The organism is Bradyrhizobium sp. CCBAU 21365, from assembly GCF_015291305.1.
Lineage (GTDB): Bacteria > Pseudomonadota > Alphaproteobacteria > Rhizobiales > Xanthobacteraceae > Bradyrhizobium > Bradyrhizobium elkanii.
In genome coordinates this window covers 1,696,212-1,716,755 of the sequence record NZ_CP030036.1, presented here as the reverse complement: position 1 = coordinate 1,716,755, position 20,544 = coordinate 1,696,212, and the positions used below count along the sequence as shown (strand labels likewise).

Genomic DNA, 20,544 nt, shown 5'->3' with positions numbered 1-20,544 from the left:
GTGAGATCCTTGTCTATCTCGGCAACGATGCATGCCTTGATTAGCTTCAAGACCCTTTGTGCTACACGCCGAAGGGATAAGTATCGGGAAGTCCCTTGATCTCAGCAGTCTCCAACGGTGTCACTGCACAGCTGTCGTCGAACCAGACATATTCGTCGAACTGTTGCGGGAGAACGGCTCGGAAGTAGTGACTCCCAAGCTCCGTATCAGGCCGATAGATCACGCCGACCGCTCGCTCGAGCCGCTCCTTGCCGAGGCCGCCCGACCCGCAAAGATCGCCACGTTCGCGCAGAGCCAGCATGAAGCGCGGCAAGCCGGTCGCGTGACACAGTCTTTCATAGCTTTCTGGATGCGACGGCCGCACCGCCTTGATCTCCATCGGCCCATCCCATTCGGATGCGGCAGCGACCGTCCCGCTGTGCGTGCCAAAGCCAACCATATAGGCACCGTCGCCGAACTCGCTTCGGCAGAGTTGACCGAGGTTGTATTCGCCTCGCGCCGCCATCTCGGTCGCGCCGGCGTTGCCAACATGGGAATTATGCGCCCAGACCACCGCCTTGCTGTCCGGCCCATGATAGGCAAGCAGGTTCTTCAAGGTCTCGAACATGTGATTGTCGCGCAGATTCCACGACGCCCGCGAACCGTAATACATGATGCGATAATAACGCTCCGCGCTCGCCACCAGCCGCGCGTTCTGTTCGGCATCGAGGAAACGATCGCCGTCGTGCTCGGCGTAGGTTCGGCGCCTTTCCAAGAGATCGGTAAGCGCGCGCACGACGTGCGACTCGCATGTCGGGTATGATCCGGTCAGTGCAGCATGCCCGTAGGTCGCCGGATCACGCTGCCACGGCGTCAGGCACCCGTAGCGCTCGCGAGCTACTCTTGCCGATTTCGGGTCGACCTGATCGAGATAATTCAGAACACAGCGGATCGAGTCATATAAACTGTAGAGATCGAGACCGTGACATGCGGCGCGCTTGTTGCGTTCGACTCCGCCGTTGTGCTTTCGTAGCCAGCTGACGAAATCGCGCATCTCAGCATTGCGCCACATCCAGGTCGGAAAGCGCGCGAACGCCGTCCATTCGGAAGGCGGATACTGGAAATGCCGCACGTAATGATCGACGCGTGCCGCGTCTGGCCAGTCGGCCTCGATCGCGACAAAGCGAAAGCCCTTTTTGACGATGAGATCGCGTGTAATGCGCGCTCGCATTCCATAGAATTCGGAAGTGCCGTGGGTCGCCTCGCCGAGCAACACGACACGAGCCGGACCAATTCTTTCCATGAGAGGGTCGAGATCGGCAGCTTCGATCGAGGCAAACGGTTCAGCCGCGTCCGCAAGATTTCGCACCAGCATCTCTCGTTGCGAGGAGATCGGGCGCGGTGCGCGGCCTGGCATGCGGCTGTCGTTCTTGACGGTCGGCCAGCCCTCTTCGCCGATCAACGGGACGAAGCGGACGTCGGCGATATCCTCGCTACGGTATTCATTGGCCGACACTCGGGTTACCCGGACCAGTTCCTGGCTGCGCTGATCCGAACCGACGGGAATCACAAGCCGGCCACCGATCTTGAGTTGCTCCTTGAGGGACTCCGGAATCTGCGGGCCGCCGGCGGCGACGATGATGGCATCGTAGGGAGCATGGTCCGGCCATCCACGTGTGCCGTCGCCATGCAGCACATGAACATTGTCATATCCGAGGTCCGCCAACGTCCTGGCGGCCGTTTCGGCGAGCGGACCAAGCCGTTCGACCGTGTATACGTTAGCCGCGATTTCAGACAGCACCGCGGCGGCATAACCCGAACCGGCACCGATCTCGAGGACCTTCTCACCGCCCTTGAGCATCAAGGCTTCGACCATGAACGCAACGATATAGGGTTGGGAAATGGTCTGGTCGCCGGCGATAGGCAGGGGCGCATCCTCGTAGGCGAACTCATGAAGGTTCTTCGGCAGAAACAATTCGCGCGGCACCTTGCGCATTGCTTCAAGGACGAATTCGTCGCGGACGCCGCGCGCGGCGATATCCCGCTCGACCATCGCCTTGCGGAGCGATGGAAACGAGGTCTCATCGCCGGAACGGGCGGGGGTCGATGTCAAGACTCCCATACCGACACCTCCAACTTCGCTCCCTGTTCAAGAACGCCGGGCCATTGGCAATGGTGCCGCCGGCCGTTGCGGCTGCGATCGGTTCCGCCGACCAAGATCCTCCATCCAGCAGGTACCCGGATGAAGCTATTCACGTAGCCGGCGGACATATTGATCGACATCAATAGGTCAAACCGGAAGCCACATCCCGGCCGACCATCGCAGTGTCACACGTTGCCGGTCGGAGTTCGCCTCAGCTTAGTCACGACCCGGTAGCCCACGCTTGAGACGGATCAATTTCGCTTTTTGGCGTTCTCTGCGGAATGCCGGTCCATTGATCCAAACAGGAGTACTGCTCATGCTAGCCCGCGACGTGATGGTATCCCCCGTGATTCCCGTAACCAAGAGCGCGACCGACCGGGATGTCGCGAGAATGATGCTTGAAAGCGCATCAGCGCCGTTCCAGTCGTCGACAATGCCGACAAGGTCATCGGCATCGTGACTGAAAGCGATCTGCTTCACCGCGTCGAAGCAGGGACCGAACGGCGCGACACGTGTGCCCATCATCGCAGGATTGAAGCCGGCGAGTCCGGCGGGATCCGGAATTGATCCGCCGCAAACGCGTTTCGCGGGAGACTCTCGACTGCAGCAGATCACGCCGCATACGGAGCATTTCCCACCCGCAACGCGACGAAGCAATATGCGCGTGCAGGAACGGCCGCAACCGGACGCCCGGCCAGCCGTCTCGTATCAGTTCATCACCCGAGCAGCTACGGCCCCCATCTGAGGACAACCGGCGGCTTGCGAGATCCGCTGGACGAAATTTCTCTCGGGAATCCGACGATGATCGGCGCAACGGCTGCACCGCCTTCCGGAATTCCCAACTCCGCCTTGACGTCTGGCATGTTCAGAATGCCGACTGCAAACCCGATGCAGCAGGTCCCCAGCCCCTCCGCGGTGGCCGCAAGCATGAGATTCTCGGCGGCCAGCCAACAATCCGCCTCAACGAACGGCCCCTTGGCTTTGCAGCAGACGACGATAAGTGAGCCGGCGTCGTAGAAGATGTTGAAATCCGGATTGGACAGCATGGCAAGTGCCTGCGGTTCGGCGCTCTGCAGGTGAGATATGGCCTGCTGTTGGTCGAGCAGCAAGGTCTTGGCGCGATCCGAATATCGTCGCAAGCGTACCTTGTCCTGGATCACCACAAACGCCCATGGCTCGGCATGAAGTGCCGTCGGTGCCTGCACCGCTGCATCCAGCAAGTGTTTGATCGTGGCTCGCTCAAGCTTCTCGGGCGTGTAGCTTCTGACGGCGCGCCGCTTATAGATGGCCGTCACGGTGTCCAGTTTGGAATAGGTCAGCATGACCTTTCTCCTTCTTCTGAACTCTCCAATCAACATCTCCGCGAGCTTTGTGCCTTGACCCAGCTCAATTGCTCGTCCGCGGCCGCCCGCCAGGACGCGAACAGGTTGACTCAGATCAAGCACCTGCGGCGCCACAGTGCTAATCGGATATATGATCAGCTACTGGAGGCTCCCATGCGAGCTCATGAGATCATGGCCCGGAACGTCCTTACGATTGCTCCGGAAGCGGATTTGGCCGAGGCTGGAAGCCTCATGCTACGTCATGATATCAGCGGTCTCCCGGTCGTCGACCGGCAAGGCGCGCTGGTGGGCATCCTGTCCGAAAGCGACTTTCTACGAAGGAGCGAAATCGGCACGCAGCGAAGACGTCCTCGTTGGCTCGAATGGGTTCTCGGGCCAGGCGAGGCGGCCGAAAGCTACGTTCGCGAGCGCGGCCGCACGGTATCGGAGATCATGACCGCGTCTCCGATCACGGTGAACGAGCAGACGACGTTGGCGGAGATCGTCGACATCATGGAGCGGAACCGCATCAAGCGCGTCCCAGTCGTGCAAGAGGGCAAGCTGACTGGACTTGTGTCGCGTTCGAACCTCATGCAGGCCGCTGCCAGCCTGGCTGGCAGAATGCCTGCCCCGACCACTGATGACGAACATATCCGCATGCGGATCGTCGACGAGATCGAGAACAAGGACTGGTGCCCGTCGGGCCTCAACGTGATCGTCAAGGATGGCATCGTTCATCTCAGCGGCATGATTGCCGAAGAACGTTGTCGCAAGGCCGCAATCGTCGCGGCGGAGAATGTCGAAGGCGTCGTGAAGGTCCACGATCACCTGCGGTGGTTCGATCGGATCTACGGGCTCGCCTCTGAGCGTTCTCCCGAGGATGAGGAGTGGGCCAAGCTGGATTGACGCAGATGCGCATCCCGCACCGCTCCAATGTCTCACGCTCCGGATGTCCATCGCTGAGCGTTCAGCCATTGCTTGCGGCGCACGCGGAAACGAGGGACGTCCAGTCGTCCCGTCCTTATGCTGTTCAACCGGTAGTTTCCGCCAAGAGGCAGGTCGTGCTCTCTCCACCCGTTGATTTTCATCAAAGGGCCGATCGATAGCCTACGCCATTATTTTAAAATAGCGCACTTGAGGGCTGGAAATGACCAAGGAGGCCTTGCAAAGTGAGGCGCGGCTGTTGGCAGCACCGAAATCCAGTTTCGTCTGGGGTGTTTCGACGTCGAGTTTTCAGATCGAAGGCGCGGCGCACATTGACGGCCGCGGCGACAGCATCTGGGATGTCTATTGCCGGAAGCCCGGCACGGTCAAGAACGGCGACACTGGCGAAACGGCTTGCGATCACTATCATCGCTACGGTGAGGACGTTGCGCTTATGCGCGATCTCCGTATCGACGCCTACCGCTTTTCCATTTCATGGTCGCGGCTCTTGCCCAGAGGCCGCGGTGCGGTCAACGAGCACGGGCTGGCATTCTACGACAGACTGATCGACGCTCTGCTCGCAGCAGGAATCGAACCCTGGATATGCCTCTATCACTGGGATCTGCCGCAGGCTCTCCATGAACTCGGTGGCTGGCAGAATCGGGATATCGCCGGATGGTTTGCCGACTACGCGGCGCTCGTCGCACGGCGTTATGGCGATCGCGTCAAGCGATTTGCCACTTTCAATGAACCATGCGTCTTCACGCTGTTCGGATATGGTCTCGGCTGGAACGCGCCGGGGATCGCCGACGCCGACGCCCTGCACAAAGCCATCCATCACGTCAATCTAAGCCATGGCGCCGCTATTGGCGCGTTGCGGACGATGGTGCCTCAAGCCTCGGTCGGCGCCATTCACAATCGGCAGCCCTGCTTTCCAGCCGGGACAAGTCCCAATGACGCGGCTGCGGCAGTAAGATTCGCCGGCTATTGGAACGACGCCTTTCCGTATCCACAGCATTTCGCATGTTATCCTGCTGCGCTGGCAGAGGCCGTTGAGCCGTTCCAGAAGCCCGGCGACATGGCGCTGATCGCACAACCCGTCGACTGGTTCGGGCTAAACCATTACTCGCCGCACTACATCAAGGCGGACCACAATGTTATCGGCGCGACCTTTGGTGCGCCACCGCCAAATGTGCCGAGAACCACAATCGGATGGCCGATTGTGCCTGACGCTTTCCGTGACACCCTGCTCGATGTTCATCGTCGCTTCTCCTTACCCATCTACATCCTCGAGAATGGAACCGCGACAGACGACACGCTCGACGGTGCCGGCCACATCGAAGATGCCGGGCGAATTGCCTATCTGCGGGCCTATATCGATGCCATGCAAGAAGCCATCGCGGCGGGCGTGGATGTCCGCGGCTATTTCGTGTGGTCATTGCTAGACAATTTCGAATGGACCTCCGGGTATTCTCAACGTTTTGGACTCACTTATGTCGACTTCGCCACGCAACGGCGCATTCCTAAGGCCTCGGCGCGATGGTACGCCAACCTCATCGCAGCCAATCGGAGACGCTTGGTTCAGCCAATATCCGGCAATTGTACCGAGGCAGCGATGGCAACGCGATGAAGAACGGTCGACCATTAGATGAGCCGGTCCTTCTCGCCGACATTGGCGGGACCAACGCCCGCTTCGCACTTTCGGGAGGAGGCAGAATCGGTCCGATAGAACACTATAGAGTCGGCGATTTCTCTACCGCTATTGAAGCAATCGCAGCTTTCCTGTTACATCATGTGGGCTGCGCGCCCCAAGCGGCGGTCCTCGGGGTTGCGGGACCTGTAGAGAATGACCGCTGCGTCGTCACCAACAGCGGATGGGTGATCGACGGACGTGATTTTCAAGATAGGTTTGGGTTCAGGACAGTTCATCTTCTCAACGATTTCGAAGCTCTCGCGTGGTCGCTGCCGGCGCTTCAGGCGTCCGATCTCCGGGCGATGGGAACGCAAAGGGCAGCGGCCGCAGCGCCCATGCTGGTGATCGGGCCGGGCACCGGATTTGGTGCCGCCTGCTTCTTTCCGAGCGCGGCTATGGTGGCGGTCACCGAAGCCGGTCATGCGACGTTGCCGGCAACTTCCGAGAGAGAGGAGCAGATCATCGGTCAATTGCGCCAGCGCTTCGGGCATGTTTCCGTGGAACGCGTTCTGTCAGGATCCGGTCTTGTCAATCTCTATCAGGCGCTCGCTGCCATCGATGGCGTGGCAGTGCCGGACCGAGATCCCGCAGCGATCACTCAAGCGGCGCTAGAGAAGCATTGCCGGATCAGCGTTGCCGCGCTCGATACGTTCTGCGCCATGCTCGGCGCGGTCGCCGGAGATCTTGCGCTGACGCTCTGCGCCCGTGGCGGCGTCTACATCTCGGGCGGCATCGTGCCGCGCTTTGCCGACCGCTTCGTCGCATCCAGGTTCAGAATGCAGTTCGAATGCAAGGGTCGCTACGAATCCTATCTGCGCAGAATTCCGACAAGTCTCATTCTTGATCCTGACAGAAGCTTCATCGGACTCAAGGCGTTTTGCGAACGGAGCGCGGCAGCCTCAGGCACATCTTCGATCCACGACAGGCCATGACGGACGTTGTGACGATTACGCTCAATCCGGCGGTCGATCTGTCGACAACTGTCGAGAAGATCGTTCCAGTCTACAAGCTGCGGGGCAGGTCGCAACAGCGCGATCCGGGGGGCGGCGGAATCAATGTGGCGCGCGTCGTCAAACGCCTCGGCGGGCGTGTCCGCGCTGTCTACCCTGTGGGCGGCGCGACGGGGGATATGCTCCGCAGACTGCTCGACAAGGAGGGCGTGCCAAGCTGCACTTTCTCCATCGCGGAAGAGACACGCGAGGATTTCTTTGTCGTCGAAATCAGCACTGGTCAGCCGTTCCGCTTCATTCTGCCCGGACCGACCCTCACTGAGGCCGAATGGCAGCAATTTCTGGCGTTTCTTTCCAGGATTGAACCGTTTCCCCGATTTGTAGTCGCGAGCGGAAGCCTGCCCGGAGGCGTTCCGGACGATTTCTATGCCAGGTTGACGAGAATCGCGAAACTGCGCGGCGCCAGGATGGTCGTTGATGCATCGGGCTCGGCGCTTGCCGCTGCCGTCGTTGAAGGGGTCGATTTGATCAAACCGAATTTGCAGGAAATGCGAGAGCTCGCCGGCTGCGAGCCACATGACGCCAAGGAATGGCAAGCCGCGGCAAAAGCTCTCGTCCACGATGGCAAAGTTACCACCGTTGCGCTGACCATGGGCCATCTCGGCGCCGTGCTGGTCACGCGCGACCAGGTGTTGCGGGCAGAGCCGCTTGCGATCACTCCGATCAGCGCAGTTGGCGCCGGCGATAGTTTTCTCGGAGCGTTGCTCTGGCAATTTGCGTCGGGAGCCGGTCTGGAAGACTCCTTTCGGTACGCCGTTGCCGCAGGCGCCGCCGCTTTGATCAATCGCGGCACCGGCCTCTGTATGCCCGAAGACGTCAAACGTCTTGCCCAACAGGTCGTCATCGAAGCGGCGTGATGGACCCCCCAAGGATCGGCGTTTCCTCGCGAGCTGTCGGCACGATTCCCCGATCGAGTTCGTCCAACGCAAGCAGCAGACGACCTACCCTTTCGAGCGAAGAGACCCAATCTGCCAGCCGTCCGTAGTTGTCCACGAGCCAGTTGAATGAACTCTGTACGAGTGTGAATGCTGCAGCGGCCTGCGTGAGCTCGCCGAGTGTCATCGTCCCCGCCAGGAATTTTGGCGAGCACAAGACGAGCCCGACGACTGGCGCGAGCAACGTGTTTCCCTGCGAGACCAGCGTGTTGCGAACGAGCTGCCAACACAAGCGCCGCCAACGAGCGAGCACATTCCGCAACGCTTGCTGGAGCCCTCGCCTGGCCTCCGCCTCCTGCAGCTTGGGCATCACGCCTTCGCCGATATCCCGCAGCAAGTGGGCCGCTGTAATCAACTCTGCTTCAGCCTGGTTCTTGATCTGAATGACGCTCGTGAGCGGCGAGCCTACCAAAACCATTGCGATCGTCACGATGCCCGAATAGACCGCAACACTCCCCACCAGATAGCCGGGTATCCAGAACTGATAGCCGGATACTGAGAAGCTTGCCTCGCCGCCGACGCTCCACAATACCTGAACAAAGATGACAGCGGTCAGCAATGATGAAACAATTCCGAGCGCAAAATCGATTGGTGCGTCCGTTGCGATCCTCACATCCTCGGAAATGCGGTATTCGGGGATGATCTTCTGATCTCCTTGCACCCGTGCGAGCCCGGCATACCGGTCGTTTTCGATCCAGTAATCGATCAGATTGTTGGTCAGCCATTCGCGCCATTTGCGCTGCACCGTCATGCGACCCCAGACCGACATCGCTGCGAGCGCAATGCTCGCGCCGCACAAAGGAATGAGCAAGATCGCCTGGGCATGCAAACGCAGCGGGTCCCGGCTCTCCAGCGCATTGAAGAAATCGCGATTCCAGTAGTTCAGGCGAAACTGAACATAGAGCTGCAGGGCGACCACGCCGACCAGCGAAGCGCAAACCAGCCAAATGCGCCACGCCGACAAGTCCCGCCAGAGACCTGACGCGCTTCCCCAAAATCGGCGCCACTCCCGTTGCCGATTATCTTCGTGCTCTTCGGACATGGGTTTGACAACTAACGGCCTTTCGTCGCCGAATGCTTGATCTTGCGCAAAGGCTCCGGTTGGCGGTCGGTCAATATATTTCAATGGATTGCATTTGCTGCAGCGCACGGAGAAGGCACCCATGAACGCTTCCGGCTACACGCGGTGGTTCAAGGATATCGGCCTTGAGGATGTCCCCTTGGTGGGAGGCAAGACCGCCTCGCTGGGCGAGCTCTACTCGGCGCTTGCGCGGCAGGGGGTCAAAGTACCGAACGGCTTTGCCCTGACAGCGTCGGCTTATCGCGACGCGCTGGCGCAGGCAGGTGCCTGGGACAAACTCCGCAAGCTGCTCGACGGTCTGGACAAGCGGAACATCGCGGAACTCGCCAAGCGCGCCCGCGCGGCACGGGCCATCGTCTATGCTGCAACGGATCAGGAGGCTCTGCGCCGCGAGGTCGGGAACGCCTATCGAAAACTCGAAGAAGAATATGGCGCCAATGTCGCAGTCGCCGTGCGCAGTTCAGCGACTGCGGAAGACCTGCCTACTGCGAGCTTCGCGGGACAGCACGAGAGCTTCCTCAACGTTCGCTCTCCGGATGACCTCATGCTCGCCTGCCGCCGATGCTTTGCCTCGCTGTTCACGGATCGCGCGATTTCCTACCGCATCGACAATGGCTTCGATCACTTCAAGGTCGCGCTGTCCGTTGCGGTCATGAAGATGGTCCGCTCCGACCTTGCGGCGAGTGGCGTGATTTTCACGCTCGACACCGAATCGGGGCATCGCGATGTGCTCTTGGTGACCGGCGCCTTTGGCCTCGGCGAAAACATCGTCCAGGGGACCGTGGATCCGGACGAATTCTACGTGCACAAGCCGACTTTCAACCATGGTTTCCGGGCTGTCCTGTCGCGCAGAATCGGAACGAAGCAAATCCGGATGGTCTATGCCAAAGGACGTTCAACTACCCGAAACGTGACGACATCGAAGGCGGCTCGCGAGCAGTTCTGCATAGATGACAAGGACGTGCTGGAGCTCGCGCGGTGTGCCATTGTGGTGGAGAAACACTACTCCGAAAGAGCTGGCGCGCCGACCCCCATGGATGTGGAATGGGCGAAAGACGGGAATACGGGCGGGCTCTACATCATTCAAGCGCGCCCGGAGACGGTGGCATCCCGCCGCGGACCTGAAGCGCTTGAAAGTTATGTCCTTCAATCAACGGGCAAGGTCGTTGCAGCCGGCCGCGCCGTCGGCGAGAAGATTGCCGCCGGAAGGATTCGGCTGATCAGGACCGAGCGCGATCTTCGCGCTTTCAAACCCGGCGAGGTGCTGGTTGCCTCCGCGACCAGTCCCGATTGGGAACCGGTGATGAAGACCGCCGCCGCCATCGTTACCGACCATGGCGGCAGAACCTGTCATGCCGCCATTATCGCCCGCGAGCTTGGAGTGCCGGCGGTTGTCGGCACCGAAAACGTCACCCGGCTCGTGAAAAATGGCATGACTGTCACGGTGTCATGCGCGGATGGCGACATCGGCCATGTCTATGACGGCACATTGCCGTTTTCGGTCGAGCGGATCACGACAGACGAACTGGAAAGGCCAATTACCAAGATCATGGTCAACCTCGGTAATCCGGAAATCGCCTTCAAGACGGCAATGGCGCCGAACGACGGCGTCGGGCTGGCGCGGATGGAGTTCATCATCAACCAGCACATCGGAATCCATCCGATGGCGCTTGCGCAGCCCGCCAAAGTCAGATCCGCGAGCGACCGTCGCTCGATCGAGCGTCTCACCGGGCGCTATCGGAAGCCATCCGACTTCTTCGTGGAGCGCCTGTCGGAAGGTGTCGGCATCATCGCTGCAGCGTTCTATCCCCGCCCTGTCATCATCAGGCTCTCCGATTTCAAGACGAATGAATATGCCAATCTCTTGGGGGGCGCGGACTTCGAACCAAAGGAAGAAAATCCGATGATCGGGTTCCGCGGCGCTGCACGCTATGCGCACCCGGCCTATGCCGAAGGTTTCGCTTTGGAATGCGCCGCGCTGCGCCGCGTGCGTAGCGCAATGGGTCTGACTAATCTCAAGATCATGATTCCGTTTTGCAGGCGCATCGAGGAGGCCCGCAACGTCCTCGACGCGATGGCCGGCAACGGTCTTACCCGCGGCGACGGCGGCCTCGAAATATTCATGATGTGCGAAATTCCGAACAATGTCATTTTGATCGATCAGTTTGCCAAATTGTTCGATGGATTTTCGATCGGGTCCAATGATCTGACCCAGCTCACGCTTGGTGTCGACAGGGATTCCGATATCGTCGCGTTTGATTTTGACGAGCGCGATCCGGGAATGCTGCAGATGCTCAGAATGGCGGTGACGGGAGCGAAGCGCAACCGGCGCCATGTCGGCATTTGTGGTGAAGCGCCGGCAAACTATCCGGAAATCGCGAAGTTCCTGACCGAACTCGGTATCGATTCGATCAGCGTGAACCCGTCAAGCGTGATGCGTACGATGAGGGTCGTCCATGAGGCCGAACGAACTGTAGCCAAACCGACCGTGCTCGCAAGCTAGGCGCTTCTTCTCGCACCCCGTGTGAGATTTCGGCGCGAACTTCGTCGTCCTCCAAGCCGTCCCGAAATGGATGGCTCATCCTTGGGAAGACACGCCTCGGTAGGTATTCGCTGACTGCGGACCGTGCTCTTCCGGCTTATTCGACAAGCGCTCTTCATCGTGCGCATGCAACAGCTTCAGTGCTTCGCGAGCTTCGTCATCCTCCAATGCATCTCGAAATCGGCGCTCCTCCCGCTGCTCGAGAACAAGCGCCTCGCGGTTGGTCTTCGCCGACTGCGAACCGTTTTCTCCTCGCTCTTTCCGCATCTCGTTAGCCAATTGACCATCCTCCAAAATGATATGTATCAAGAATCGAGACCACATCGCCGATGTGTTTGAGCAAAATCAATATCCTTCTGATTTTAGAAACTAGCTTTCGAGTGAGTCCAAGTGGCGGCAAGAGGCAACCTCGTGACATCCATCATGGTGGCTACGGACGGATCCGCCGGAGCAAGCCGCGCTGTTGAAGCCGCGGCAGAAATTGCCAAAGCCTTGGCATGCAACCTGCTGATCGTGACTGTTGCGGATCGTCTCCTGGGAGAAGAAGTGCGACAACTGCCACACTCCAGTGTCAGCACCGGCGACGTGCTGGCAGCCCTCACGGCCCAAACGCTGAGCGCCGCGGAAGCCCGCGCGCGTCAGTTGGGCGTGCAGCAGGTCGAAGCCCGGACAAGCTGGGGTGATGTTACCCAGTCCCTGCTCGATATCGCCGCAAGCGGATCAATCAAAATGATCGTAGTGGGACGCAGAGGTCGCGGTCACTTGGCGGGCTTGTTACTTGGGAGCGTCTCTCACAAGCTCGTCAGCCTCGCCCCCTGTGCCGTCGTCGTTGTCCCCTAACCAGGTTTGACGTCGCTCTTGGAATGTTTCGTGTCGCCTATGCTACGGATGACAAGATCGAGCGGGTGCCACCTAGCGGCCGGCTATGCCATCCATGCTCTGACGACAGCGCTGATTGCCTGCGTAACGATCATCGGTACGAAGCTAAAGAGAAGTACGACTGACCACATGTCAGCGGTAGGGGGAACAAGGTGTAAAAGATGCGCCGCCCGGGGAAGGTAGGGCGGCACGGCGAGCAGCGTTGCGCAAAGCAAAAGCGCGCTCCAAAGCCAGCCATTTCGAGTGATACCGTTTACGATGAGCGGAGATTGCGGATCGCGCATGTTGAACGTGTGCCAAAGCTGCGCGAACGCGAGAGTGAGAAACGTGACAGTCACTGTTGCTTGCGCGTCGAGACCCAGCCAAGACGACGCAGCCAGCGCCCCGAACGTGCCGGCGGTCAACGCACCGCCATGTAGAATTATCGTGATCCATTGCCAACGGCCCAAAATGGGCTCTCTCGGATCGCGCGGCGGATGCTTGAGGATACCGGCCTCACCGTCGCCCATTGCTAATGCGAAGGCCGGAAACACGTCCGTCACGAGATTAAGATACAGAATTTGCAGCGGCAGCAGCGGTAAAGGGAGCGCCGACAACACGGCCAACCCAACCACCATCACCTCGCTCAGATTGCAGGACAAGAGGTAAGCGACGAAACGGCGGATGTTGGCGAAGATGATGCGACCTTCGCGTATCGCCCCAATGATGGTCGGAAACGCATCGTCAAGCAGGATCATGGCGGCCGCTTCGCGCGCAACGTCGGTGCCCCGCAGTCCCATCGCCACTCCGATATCGGCCTGCCGCAGGGCGGGTGCGTCGTTGACCCCGTCCCCCGTCATGGCGACGATCTCGCCTGCGGCCTGATAGGCCCTGACCAGGGCAAGCTTCTCATCGGGATTTACTCTTGCGAAAATTCCGACGTCGCGGAGCGCAGGCTGCCCGGACTCGATCACCTGCGCGATGTTCTTGCCCTCCACAACATTCGCAATGTTCTGCTCGAGGCCGACGGCCCGACCGATACTTCGCGCCGTCACCGAGTGGTCGCCGGTGACCATGACGACGCGAATTCCCGCTTGGCGGCAGTCCTGGATCGCCTGCGATACGTCGGCACGTGCAGGGTCCTCCAGACCGATGAGGCCGACCAGTACCAACCCCTCGTATGGCGCGACATCGGCCAGCCCGCCCGTTTTCATCGCGCAGGCGAGTACCCGCAGGCCGTGATGGCCGAATTGATCGGCTCGGCTTAGCCACTCCGCTCGCATGGCGTCATCGAGGGCGACCTCGCCATGCGCGACGGTTACGCGGTTCGCCGCCGCCAAGACTGCTTCCGGCGCTCCCTTCACCGCGACCAGCATGCCGTCCCTATGTTCATGAACCGTCGCCATCATCTTGGTGGACGGGTCAAATGCGTGCTTGCGAATGATGCGGTAGCTGCGCAGCAACACCGTCCGCCTCAAGCCCGCGTGAAGCCCGGCACGCAAGAGTGCGACCTCCATTGGGTCGCCGCTGCCGCTTTCGTCGGCCCGGTCGAGATTGGCATCGTTGCAGAGGACTGCAATGCGCAGCAATCCGACGGCCCTTCGGTCGCCGGCGAGCCGTGAATACTCACCGCTCTTTGGCGCTTCCGTCTCAAGTTCGATCTCACCGGAGGCAGCGCAGAGCCGCCGCACCGTCATCCGGTTTTGGGTCAGAGTGCCGGTCTTGTCGGTGAGGATGACAGTGGTAGCCCCAAGCGTCTCGACCGCGGAAAGGCGCTCGATCAACGCATTCTGCCGCGCCATGCGCCACATACCGCGGGCAAGTGCAAGCGTTGCGACGATCGGGAGCCCCTCGGGAATCGCCGCCACGGCAAGCGCGATAGCCGCCTCGACCATCAGGAGAGGATCTTTACCGCCCATGAAGCCGATGGCGCCAATTACGACAGCGACAGCGATGGTCGCCCAGACTAGCTGCGCCGACAGACGCCCGAGCTTTCGTTCCAGAGGCGAACTGCCTGGGTCGGCTTCGAGGACGAGCTGCGTCACTCGGCCAAGCTCCGTGCCGAGGCCGGTTGCCACTACGACGCCAACGCCGGTACCGCGCGTGACGGCGGTACCCTTGAACGCCATCGACGCGCGATCACCGAGACGGCTGTCTGCGCTGACCGGGCGCGTCTGCTTGTCGACGGCGACCGATTCGCCGGTCAGCGTCGATTCGTCTGTGGAGAGACGGGAAGTCTCGATGAGGCGCAGGTCGGCCGACACGGCGTCGCCAGCATCCAAAACGACGACATCGCCCGGAACGAGTTCCTCGGCCGGCATGACGCGAACACGCCCCTCGCGTCGGACGCGCACAGTACGCGCGCCAAGCGCACGCAAAGCCTCAATGGATCGCGCCGCCTTAAACTCGGTCACGAAACCGATCAGCGCATTGATGGCAAGGACCGCAATGATGGCGCTGCCTTCCTCCAATTCGCCGAAATAGAACGCCAGCCCCGCCGCGCAACTCAGGAGATAGACGACCGAACTCTCGAACTGGTGCAATAGCAGGCGCACCACGCTGGTGGCGCGCCGAACGGTGATCGTGTTCGGCCCGTAGCGCTTTCGCCGCGCGTCGACCTCGGCAACGGAAAGTCCCTCAACACTGGACACGCTCAACTGCCGAAGCAGCTCAGCGACGGACAGAGCATGCGGGCTTTCCGGCAGCATAGCCTGTTCAGCGGTTGCCTGCTTTTCGATGGCCGGCCCCTCTTTTGCGCCCGAAAACAAGCACCTAAGATAGGCGATCCTCGATAGCCGGTATTGACCTGAAGCAAGCGACGGTTACGGAAACTCCGGAGCATTGAAAGCTGATGATTGCCCAAGCATCCGAAGAGGTCATCGAGCTTCGGGTCGACAATCGCCCAGCTGTTTCACACGCTTGACCCTTTCCCGTTTCGCGAGCGTGACCTAGACAGAGAGGCGGAAGAATACATTGTCGGCTGGGCGCGGGAACTTTCAGGCCGGCAAGCGATCCGGATTCGAGTTCATCATCCCAATACTGATGTGCAAGCAAAGGAGGCATTGGAGCTCCGCGAAGCCTTTGGCCACTATTTTGCAGATCGAGCGAACGCAATCCAAAGAGATATCAACGAGCTGTTCAGGGTGGGCCGCTGGTCGCTGGTCATCGGACTCGCCATTCTGATCACCTGTCTGCTCGTGGCGCAGTTTGTCGTGGGCGCGCTGTTCGCCAACCCCTTGCGGCGGCTTTTGGAGGAGAGTCTCTTGATCCTGGGCTGGGTAGCGAACTGGCGTCCGTTGGAGATCTTTCTGTATGACTGGTGGCCGCTTGTTCGCCGGCGTGATCTGTACCGACGGCTTTCCAGGGCCGTTATCGAAACTCGGCCACGTCTTGCCGTTCAGAGCGAAGCCGGTGGAGCAGTCCGTCAAGACGCTTCAACGGAAGGTACGCGCGGATCGTACAGCTAAGCCGGTCCTGCCACGGCTTCGTAGATGTCCTCCTCCTGGGCTGTATGCATGCGAACAAGCGTTTCGATGGCCTCGATTACCCGCTGAGCATCCCGGATGAGATAGCGGTCGACCTTCTCTGACGGCAGGTCCTCGACGATCCGAGCGAGCAGCCGGGCAAGGTGCAGGATCTCCCGATGGGCACGGCTCATGGCGGAGAGGCCATGGCGCTCGCCGAGCACCTCCGCAAGCTTCGGATAGACGCTGTCCTCATCCGCGCGCTCATGCCTAACTACACTGCTCTGAACGATGCACTGAGCATCCCCAATCAACCCTGCGGCGGAATCGGGCGTCGCATCGTCCAACGCATCGACGATCTTGCGCAAGCGGTCGAGATCCCGGACGAGGACCTGATGATCGTGATGCAATGCCAACCCCTGCTCCACGGTGATACGTGCCCCGCCGCTGGCAAGGGCCGGAGTGAGCGCCCGCAGTGCGTTCAGGATGACTGCAACGTCGATTACCTCCTGGACGATGGCCGCAGGCACGGGATCAAGCCAACCAACGGTAGCAGCTACCATTGCCACCAATGACAACCCCATGCCGACAACTATGCTTTGCAAGGCGATACGTCGTGCCCGCTGCGCGATAATAATCGCTTCGCCAACGCGATCGAGCCGGTCGGCCAAAATCACCACATCGGCCGCCTCGGACGACGCGGTCGCACCGCGCGCGCCGAGCGCGACCCCGATATCGGCCACGGCCAGTGCTGGGGCGTCATTGATGCCATCGCCGACCATGATGGTTGGGCGCAGCCGCTGTTCGGTGCGGACCGCCTCGACCTTATCCGAAGGAACGCGGTCGGCCAGCACGGCGTCGAGGTCGAGCGCTGCACCAATGGCCTGCGCCGCCGCGGCGCGATCGCCCGTAACCATCACCATTCGCGCGATGCCCGCATCGCGCAGCAGCCGGATAGCTCGCGGCGTATCAGCCCGCAACTCGTCGGCCAGCAGCAGCGCGCCGATCGGACGCCCGTCCACGGCGACGAAGACGATCAGCGCCGAGCGCCATGAGGCGCGCCGGATCGCCCGCAGCTCCCAGGGCGACAATTCGGGATGCGAGCGAAGCAGCTCTCGCGAGCCCGCAGTGACTTGGCGCCCGTCGACCTGGCCGCTCAAGCCGGTGCCCATGGTCTCCTTGACCTGTTCGGGCGCTTTCAGCTTGAGGCCGCGATCGAGGGCCGCTGCCACGACGGTCTTGGCAAGCACGTGATGCGAGGCCTGCTCGAGCGATGCCCCAAGCCTGAGGACCTCGTCCGGGTCCTCCCCGGGAGCGACCTCGACCGAAAGCAACCGTGCCCCTCCGACAGTCAGGGTGCCGGTCTTGTCAAACAGCACCGTGTGCGCGCGAGCCAACGCCTCCAGCGCCCGTCCACCCTTGGCGAGGATGCCGCGCCGGGCCGCTCGCGCCACCCCGGCGATAAAGGCGACCGGTGCGGCCAGGATCAAGGGACAAGGCGTCGCCGCCACCAGCACGGCAAGGCTGCGCGTCAGATCACCGGAAATCCGCCATGCCAGGAAGGCAACGACGAGTGTCACCGGTAGAAGGATCAGCGCAAAACGATCGGCCATCCGCACAAAGGGAGCCTTCGCCGTTTGCGCCGCTGTCACCATGCGCACGATGCCGGCGTAGGTGCTCTCGCCGGCCGGCGCGGTCACGGTCAACTCGAAAGTCTCTCCCGCATTCAGCGAACCGGAAAGAACCGCGCTGCCGCGTGTCTTCTCGACCGGGATCGGCTCGCCGGTAACTGCGGACTCATCGATGGTAGCCAAGGCCGAGCCAACGATACCGTCGACCGGCACGATCTCGCCGGCCCTTACCAGCAGCTCTTCGCCGACCGAGACTGCGTCAACCGGAACCTCCTCGATCCCCTCGCTGCATTTGCGGTGTGCTTGCCGCGGTGCCCGATCGACCAGGGAGCGCAGGTCACGCTCCGCCCGTGCGATCGCGATGTCCTCCAGCATGTTACCGCCGGAATACATCAGCGCGACCACGGCCCCGGCGAGCGGCTGGCCAAGCGCCAACGCAGCGCTCATCGACAGCAGCGCAATCGCGTCCACTCCCAAGCGGCCGCTCAGCAGGTCTCTAACGATCGAGATCGCCAGTGCTGCGATCACCGGCGCCGTGCCGAGTTCCCATGCAAGATCAGCCAGATCAGGCCGGCTCGCGGCCCGGGCAAGAATGCCCCCGGCCAATCCCGCAATTGCAATCGCAACCAGAGCCCATCGCAGCACTCGTTCAAACGACATGGCTTCGTTCCACAGCTACACGGACGTCACTCTCTCCCGAAACCAGCTTCGTCGCTTGAGCAGAATCAACCGCCGAGACGAGGAATGCCGCTATCCAGGGACCGTCCAGCCATGACCTGGATCAACGTCTGTCCAATCGTTGGGCCGATACTTGGAGGAGGCTATCATGCGCATTCTAGCTCAAGTTCTTGCGGTGATTTTGCTGCTGTCGTCTGGCGTGGCAAGCTTCGCCGGCGAGATAGCAAAGCCCGGACGTTCCTCGCCAGCTCTGACGAATGGCGAAGGTCAGCCAAAGGTGACGAAGCAAAAGAATACTCATCGGCTACAGGGGATGATGGACCAGAGGGACTGGGATCACCGCAAAGCAGGCCGCGACTGGCGGATGCGGGGCGATAACGAGAATCTGGGCCAGTAAGGGACCGCCACCTCAGATTCACCCGGACAACGCCCCGAATGAGCGCTCTCTTCAACGTGATCGTTGTGCGACGCGTATCCCTGGTACAACTCGGTCGCTAGGATAGACAATCACCTCTTCCCCTGGATTAAGGCCGGAAGCAACGGCCGCAAATCGGCCGGAACGGCGTAGGAGTTCAATCTGGCGTAACTGGGCGCGCCCGTCCTTCGCGACATAAACATTCCAGCCCTCACCGCGACGAAACAGCGCCCCAGAGGGGATGATCGTCGCATCGTCGCGTGCAAAGACGGTGATCTGAACATCCACCTGATAGGCATCACCCAGTCGCACCCACTGCTCCGGTGGCGACATGATGTCGACGAGAACATTGACCCTTTTGCTCCTCAACGCCGGGCGTTGAGATCTTGGTAAAGGCTGCCGGCTCGACCCGGCGTACCTGGCCCTTCATCTTTTCCTCCCCGCCCCAATGATCGATGGCGACCTCGGCTCCGGAGCGGATCTCCACGGCATCGGTGCTCAAGACGTCGACCACGACTTCCAGATCCCTGGCGTCGCCGATGTCCAGGAGTGGAGCGCCTGGCTGGACGATTGTCTCACTTTCCTGCGCGACCTTGAGCACCACGCCGGCGACCGGCGATGCGACGTTCCAGCTTTCCACCTGCCCGCCGCTGTCACCGCCGTATCGCGCCAACAGTGCGCGCTGCTGGCTGATCTCGTGCTCGGCGGCGTGATCCTGAAACTCCGCCGCACGCCGATCCCGGTCGGCAAGGCGCATCGCAAGTTCTGCACGCTCGAGGGCCTGCGCTGTTGCGGCCCCTTGCTGGGCCAAGGTTCGCGTCCGCGCCAAATCAGTGTTGGCCTGTTCGCTCTGGGCCCGCGCACGCTCGACCACCGCCTTGGCGCGCTCCAGGTTGGCTTCGGCCGTTCCCAGCATTTCCTCGACTTCGCGGCGCGTCCGAGGGTCCATCAGCGGTGACGGTGACGGGGTAATCGTCGCGACAGCATCGTCGACCTGGACCTGGTCGCCAACCTTGAAGCGAATTCGGCTCAGCCGACCGGCGAGCGGCGCGGCGACCACGTATCGATCGCGCACGCGGGTCTTGCCGTCCTCATCGACGGTGGCGATGAACCGTCCCTTCGTCACCGCAACGGTCTCGACCGCCACCGGCGCCGGGACCAACAGCCAAGCCGTCACCGCAGCGGCAGCCAGAACACCGGCGGCGATCGCGATATGGCGGCCCGTGATGCGCATGCTCATTCCCTGGTCTTGAGAGCTCGCGCGCCAGATCGCGAATGATCGAACGATCCATGGGGTGTGGAAACGTCACCGTCGTGTTGCCGCGCTCCACCAGGCTGAATTGCAGGTCGATCATCTCGTTGATGGCATCGCGCCAAGAGATTCCCAGCACCATCATCGGGATGGCAAAGGCCACTCCGGTCACGGTCAGCAGGGAACGAAATGGACGTCCGGCGGTATTCCGCAGGATCATCAACCGGCGAGATCTGGTCGCAGTGCGTGGCAAAAGCGCTTCGATCCAGGAGCGGCGGAAGCCAAGGGGAGCAGCCGGCCGCATCGCGACCGACGGCGCAAGGCGGACCACCTGCCGCAATGCGGTCAAGACGCCGAGAGAAGCCGCGGTCAGGCTGATCGCAATGCCCAGCGCTGCCGACCAAGGGGTGAGCCCGAACGGCAGCTCTGGCAGACGAAAGAATCCTCGATAGCTTGAGGTCATCGCTTTTCCAAAGCCCCAACCGGCTGCAATCCCTAGCACCGATCCGACCGGCACGATAACGAGGATCAGCTTCAGATAGTGCAGGATCAAAGCGGCATTTGGAAAGCCCAGCGGCTTCAGCGCGGCAATCTGCTCGCGCTGAGCGGTCACTAGC

The 20,544-nt window shown here is 61.1% G+C and carries 18 protein-coding genes; 9 read left to right on the top strand and 9 right to left on the bottom strand.

The genetic code is table 11. The annotated features are described in order from the left end of the window. Positions 1 to 61: 61 nt before the first annotated feature. Complete coding sequence (locus XI02_RS08080) at positions 62 to 2,101, bottom strand: protein-L-isoaspartate(D-aspartate) O-methyltransferase (protein WP_172648622.1); 2,040 nt, start codon at positions 2,099 to 2,101, stop codon at positions 62 to 64. 429 nt (positions 2,102 to 2,530) lie between these two features. Between XI02_RS08080 and XI02_RS08075 the strand changes: the two genes are divergently transcribed. Beyond that, on the top strand, positions 2,531 to 2,689 hold the full coding sequence (locus tag XI02_RS08075) for a CBS domain-containing protein (RefSeq protein WP_172649250.1): 159 nt from the start codon (positions 2,531 to 2,533) through the stop codon (positions 2,687 to 2,689). A 161-nt stretch (positions 2,690 to 2,850) separates the two neighbouring features. Here the strand turns inward: XI02_RS08075 and XI02_RS08070 are convergent, their stop codons facing one another. After that, positions 2,851 to 3,444 carry a nitroreductase family protein gene (locus XI02_RS08070; protein WP_172648623.1) on the bottom strand — a complete coding sequence of 198 codons (594 nt, stop codon included), beginning with the start codon at positions 3,442 to 3,444 and terminating at the stop codon, positions 2,851 to 2,853. A gap of 174 nt (positions 3,445 to 3,618) precedes the next feature. Here XI02_RS08070 and XI02_RS08065 point away from each other — a divergent pair, with 174 nt between their 5' ends. The 4 genes from XI02_RS08065 to XI02_RS08050 all read left to right on the top strand — a co-directional run bounded on the left by XI02_RS08065 (position 3,619) and on the right by XI02_RS08050 (position 7,928). Continuing rightward, positions 3,619 to 4,350, top strand: a complete 732-nt coding sequence (locus XI02_RS08065) for a CBS domain-containing protein (protein ID WP_069275613.1) — start codon at positions 3,619 to 3,621, stop codon at positions 4,348 to 4,350. 241 nt (positions 4,351 to 4,591) lie between these two features. Next, entirely contained in the window at positions 4,592 to 5,998 is a 1,407-nt protein-coding gene (locus XI02_RS08060) for a GH1 family beta-glucosidase (RefSeq protein ID WP_069275331.1), read from the top strand. After that, positions 5,995 to 6,993 carry a glucokinase gene (gene glk, locus XI02_RS08055; protein WP_172648624.1) on the top strand — a complete coding sequence of 333 codons (999 nt, stop codon included), beginning with the start codon at positions 5,995 to 5,997 and terminating at the stop codon, positions 6,991 to 6,993. The genes XI02_RS08060 and glk overlap by 4 nt, the downstream gene beginning before the upstream one ends. Continuing rightward, on the top strand, positions 6,990 to 7,928 hold the full coding sequence (locus tag XI02_RS08050; protein ID WP_172648625.1) for a 1-phosphofructokinase family hexose kinase: 939 nt from the start codon (positions 6,990 to 6,992) through the stop codon (positions 7,926 to 7,928). The genes glk and XI02_RS08050 overlap by 4 nt, the downstream gene beginning before the upstream one ends. Here the strand turns inward: XI02_RS08050 and XI02_RS08045 are convergent. Next, positions 7,912 to 8,970 carry an SbmA/BacA-like family transporter gene (locus tag XI02_RS08045; protein WP_069275329.1) on the bottom strand — a complete coding sequence of 353 codons (1,059 nt, stop codon included), beginning with the start codon at positions 8,968 to 8,970 and terminating at the stop codon, positions 7,912 to 7,914. The two genes, XI02_RS08050 and XI02_RS08045, sit on opposite strands and share 17 nt — an antisense overlap. A 199-nt stretch (positions 8,971 to 9,169) precedes the next feature. Here XI02_RS08045 and ppsA point away from each other — a divergent pair, with 199 nt between their 5' ends. Next, positions 9,170 to 11,590: a phosphoenolpyruvate synthase gene (ppsA, locus tag XI02_RS08040; protein ID WP_172648626.1), complete on the top strand. Its 2,421-nt coding sequence runs from the start codon at positions 9,170 to 9,172 to the stop codon at positions 11,588 to 11,590. Between the two features lie 75 nt (positions 11,591 to 11,665). Here ppsA and XI02_RS08035 read toward each other — a convergent pair whose 3' ends face one another. After that, the gene (locus XI02_RS08035) at positions 11,666 to 11,908 is read right to left on the bottom strand and encodes a hypothetical protein (RefSeq protein WP_244980778.1); all 243 of its coding nucleotides are present in this window, start codon (positions 11,906 to 11,908) and stop codon (positions 11,666 to 11,668) included. 132 nt (positions 11,909 to 12,040) lie between these two features. Here XI02_RS08035 and XI02_RS08030 point away from each other — a divergent pair, with 132 nt between their 5' ends. After that, entirely contained in the window at positions 12,041 to 12,469 is a 429-nt protein-coding gene (locus XI02_RS08030; RefSeq protein WP_244980779.1) for a universal stress protein, read from the top strand. 83 nt (positions 12,470 to 12,552) lie between these two features. On the opposite strand, the gene XI02_RS08025 is transcribed toward XI02_RS08030, so the two are convergent. Beyond that, positions 12,553 to 15,195: a cation-transporting P-type ATPase gene (locus XI02_RS08025; RefSeq protein WP_172649251.1), complete on the bottom strand. Its 2,643-nt coding sequence runs from the start codon at positions 15,193 to 15,195 to the stop codon at positions 12,553 to 12,555. A gap of 147 nt (positions 15,196 to 15,342) precedes the next feature. Here XI02_RS08025 and XI02_RS08020 point away from each other — a divergent pair, with 147 nt between their 5' ends. Then, complete coding sequence (locus XI02_RS08020) at positions 15,343 to 15,954, top strand: hypothetical protein (RefSeq protein ID WP_244980780.1); 612 nt, start codon at positions 15,343 to 15,345, stop codon at positions 15,952 to 15,954. Here XI02_RS08020 and XI02_RS08015 read toward each other — a convergent pair. Beyond that, positions 15,951 to 18,242 (bottom strand): heavy metal translocating P-type ATPase, encoded by a 2,292-nt coding sequence (locus XI02_RS08015; protein WP_172648629.1) that lies wholly within the window; start codon positions 18,240 to 18,242, stop codon positions 15,951 to 15,953. The two genes, XI02_RS08020 and XI02_RS08015, sit on opposite strands and share 4 nt — an antisense overlap. A gap of 166 nt (positions 18,243 to 18,408) precedes the next feature. Between XI02_RS08015 and XI02_RS08010 the strand changes: the two genes are divergently transcribed. Beyond that, a complete protein-coding gene (locus tag XI02_RS08010; RefSeq protein ID WP_172648630.1) occupies positions 18,409 to 18,657 on the top strand; it encodes a hypothetical protein in 249 nt (82 codons plus the stop codon). A 51-nt stretch (positions 18,658 to 18,708) separates the two neighbouring features. Here the strand turns inward: XI02_RS08010 and XI02_RS46265 are convergent, their stop codons facing one another. The 3 genes from XI02_RS46265 to XI02_RS45140 all read right to left on the bottom strand — a co-directional run bounded on the left by XI02_RS46265 (position 18,709) and on the right by XI02_RS45140 (position 20,540). Continuing rightward, a complete protein-coding gene (locus XI02_RS46265) occupies positions 18,709 to 18,987 on the bottom strand; it encodes a hypothetical protein (protein ID WP_311986132.1) in 279 nt (92 codons plus the stop codon). Beyond that, positions 18,974 to 19,432: an HlyD family secretion protein gene (locus XI02_RS46260; RefSeq protein WP_338150474.1), complete on the bottom strand. Its 459-nt coding sequence runs from the start codon at positions 19,430 to 19,432 to the stop codon at positions 18,974 to 18,976. The genes XI02_RS46265 and XI02_RS46260 overlap by 14 nt, the downstream gene beginning before the upstream one ends. A 334-nt stretch (positions 19,433 to 19,766) precedes the next feature. Next, complete coding sequence (locus tag XI02_RS45140) at positions 19,767 to 20,540, bottom strand: FtsX-like permease family protein (protein WP_244980781.1); 774 nt, start codon at positions 20,538 to 20,540, stop codon at positions 19,767 to 19,769. Between the last annotated feature and the right edge of the window lie 4 nt (positions 20,541 to 20,544).

Excerpts from the sequence above, each read along its gene's own strand:
- XI02_RS08080 (WP_172648622.1), bottom strand. The coding sequence starts at position 2,101 with ATGGGAGTCTTGACATCGACCCCCGCCCGTTCCGGCGATGAGACCTCG.
- XI02_RS08070 (WP_172648623.1), bottom strand. The coding sequence starts at position 3,444 with ATGCTGACCTATTCCAAACTGGACACCGTGACGGCCATCTATAAGCGG.
- XI02_RS08065 (WP_069275613.1), top strand. The coding sequence starts at position 3,619 with ATGCGAGCTCATGAGATCATGGCCCGGAACGTCCTTACGATTGCTCCG.
- XI02_RS08060 (WP_069275331.1), top strand. The coding sequence starts at position 4,592 with ATGACCAAGGAGGCCTTGCAAAGTGAGGCGCGGCTGTTGGCAGCACCG.
- glk (WP_172648624.1), top strand. The coding sequence starts at position 5,995 with ATGAAGAACGGTCGACCATTAGATGAGCCGGTCCTTCTCGCCGACATT.
- XI02_RS08050 (WP_172648625.1), top strand. The coding sequence starts at position 6,990 with ATGACGGACGTTGTGACGATTACGCTCAATCCGGCGGTCGATCTGTCG.
- ppsA (WP_172648626.1), top strand. The coding sequence starts at position 9,170 with ATGAACGCTTCCGGCTACACGCGGTGGTTCAAGGATATCGGCCTTGAG.
- XI02_RS08025 (WP_172649251.1), bottom strand. The coding sequence starts at position 15,195 with ATGCTGCCGGAAAGCCCGCATGCTCTGTCCGTCGCTGAGCTGCTTCGG.
- XI02_RS08015 (WP_172648629.1), bottom strand. The coding sequence starts at position 18,242 with ATGTCGTTTGAACGAGTGCTGCGATGGGCTCTGGTTGCGATTGCAATT.
- XI02_RS08010 (WP_172648630.1), top strand. The coding sequence starts at position 18,409 with ATGCGCATTCTAGCTCAAGTTCTTGCGGTGATTTTGCTGCTGTCGTCT.
- XI02_RS46260 (WP_338150474.1), bottom strand. The coding sequence starts at position 19,432 with ATGCGCCTTGCCGACCGGGATCGGCGTGCGGCGGAGTTTCAGGATCAC.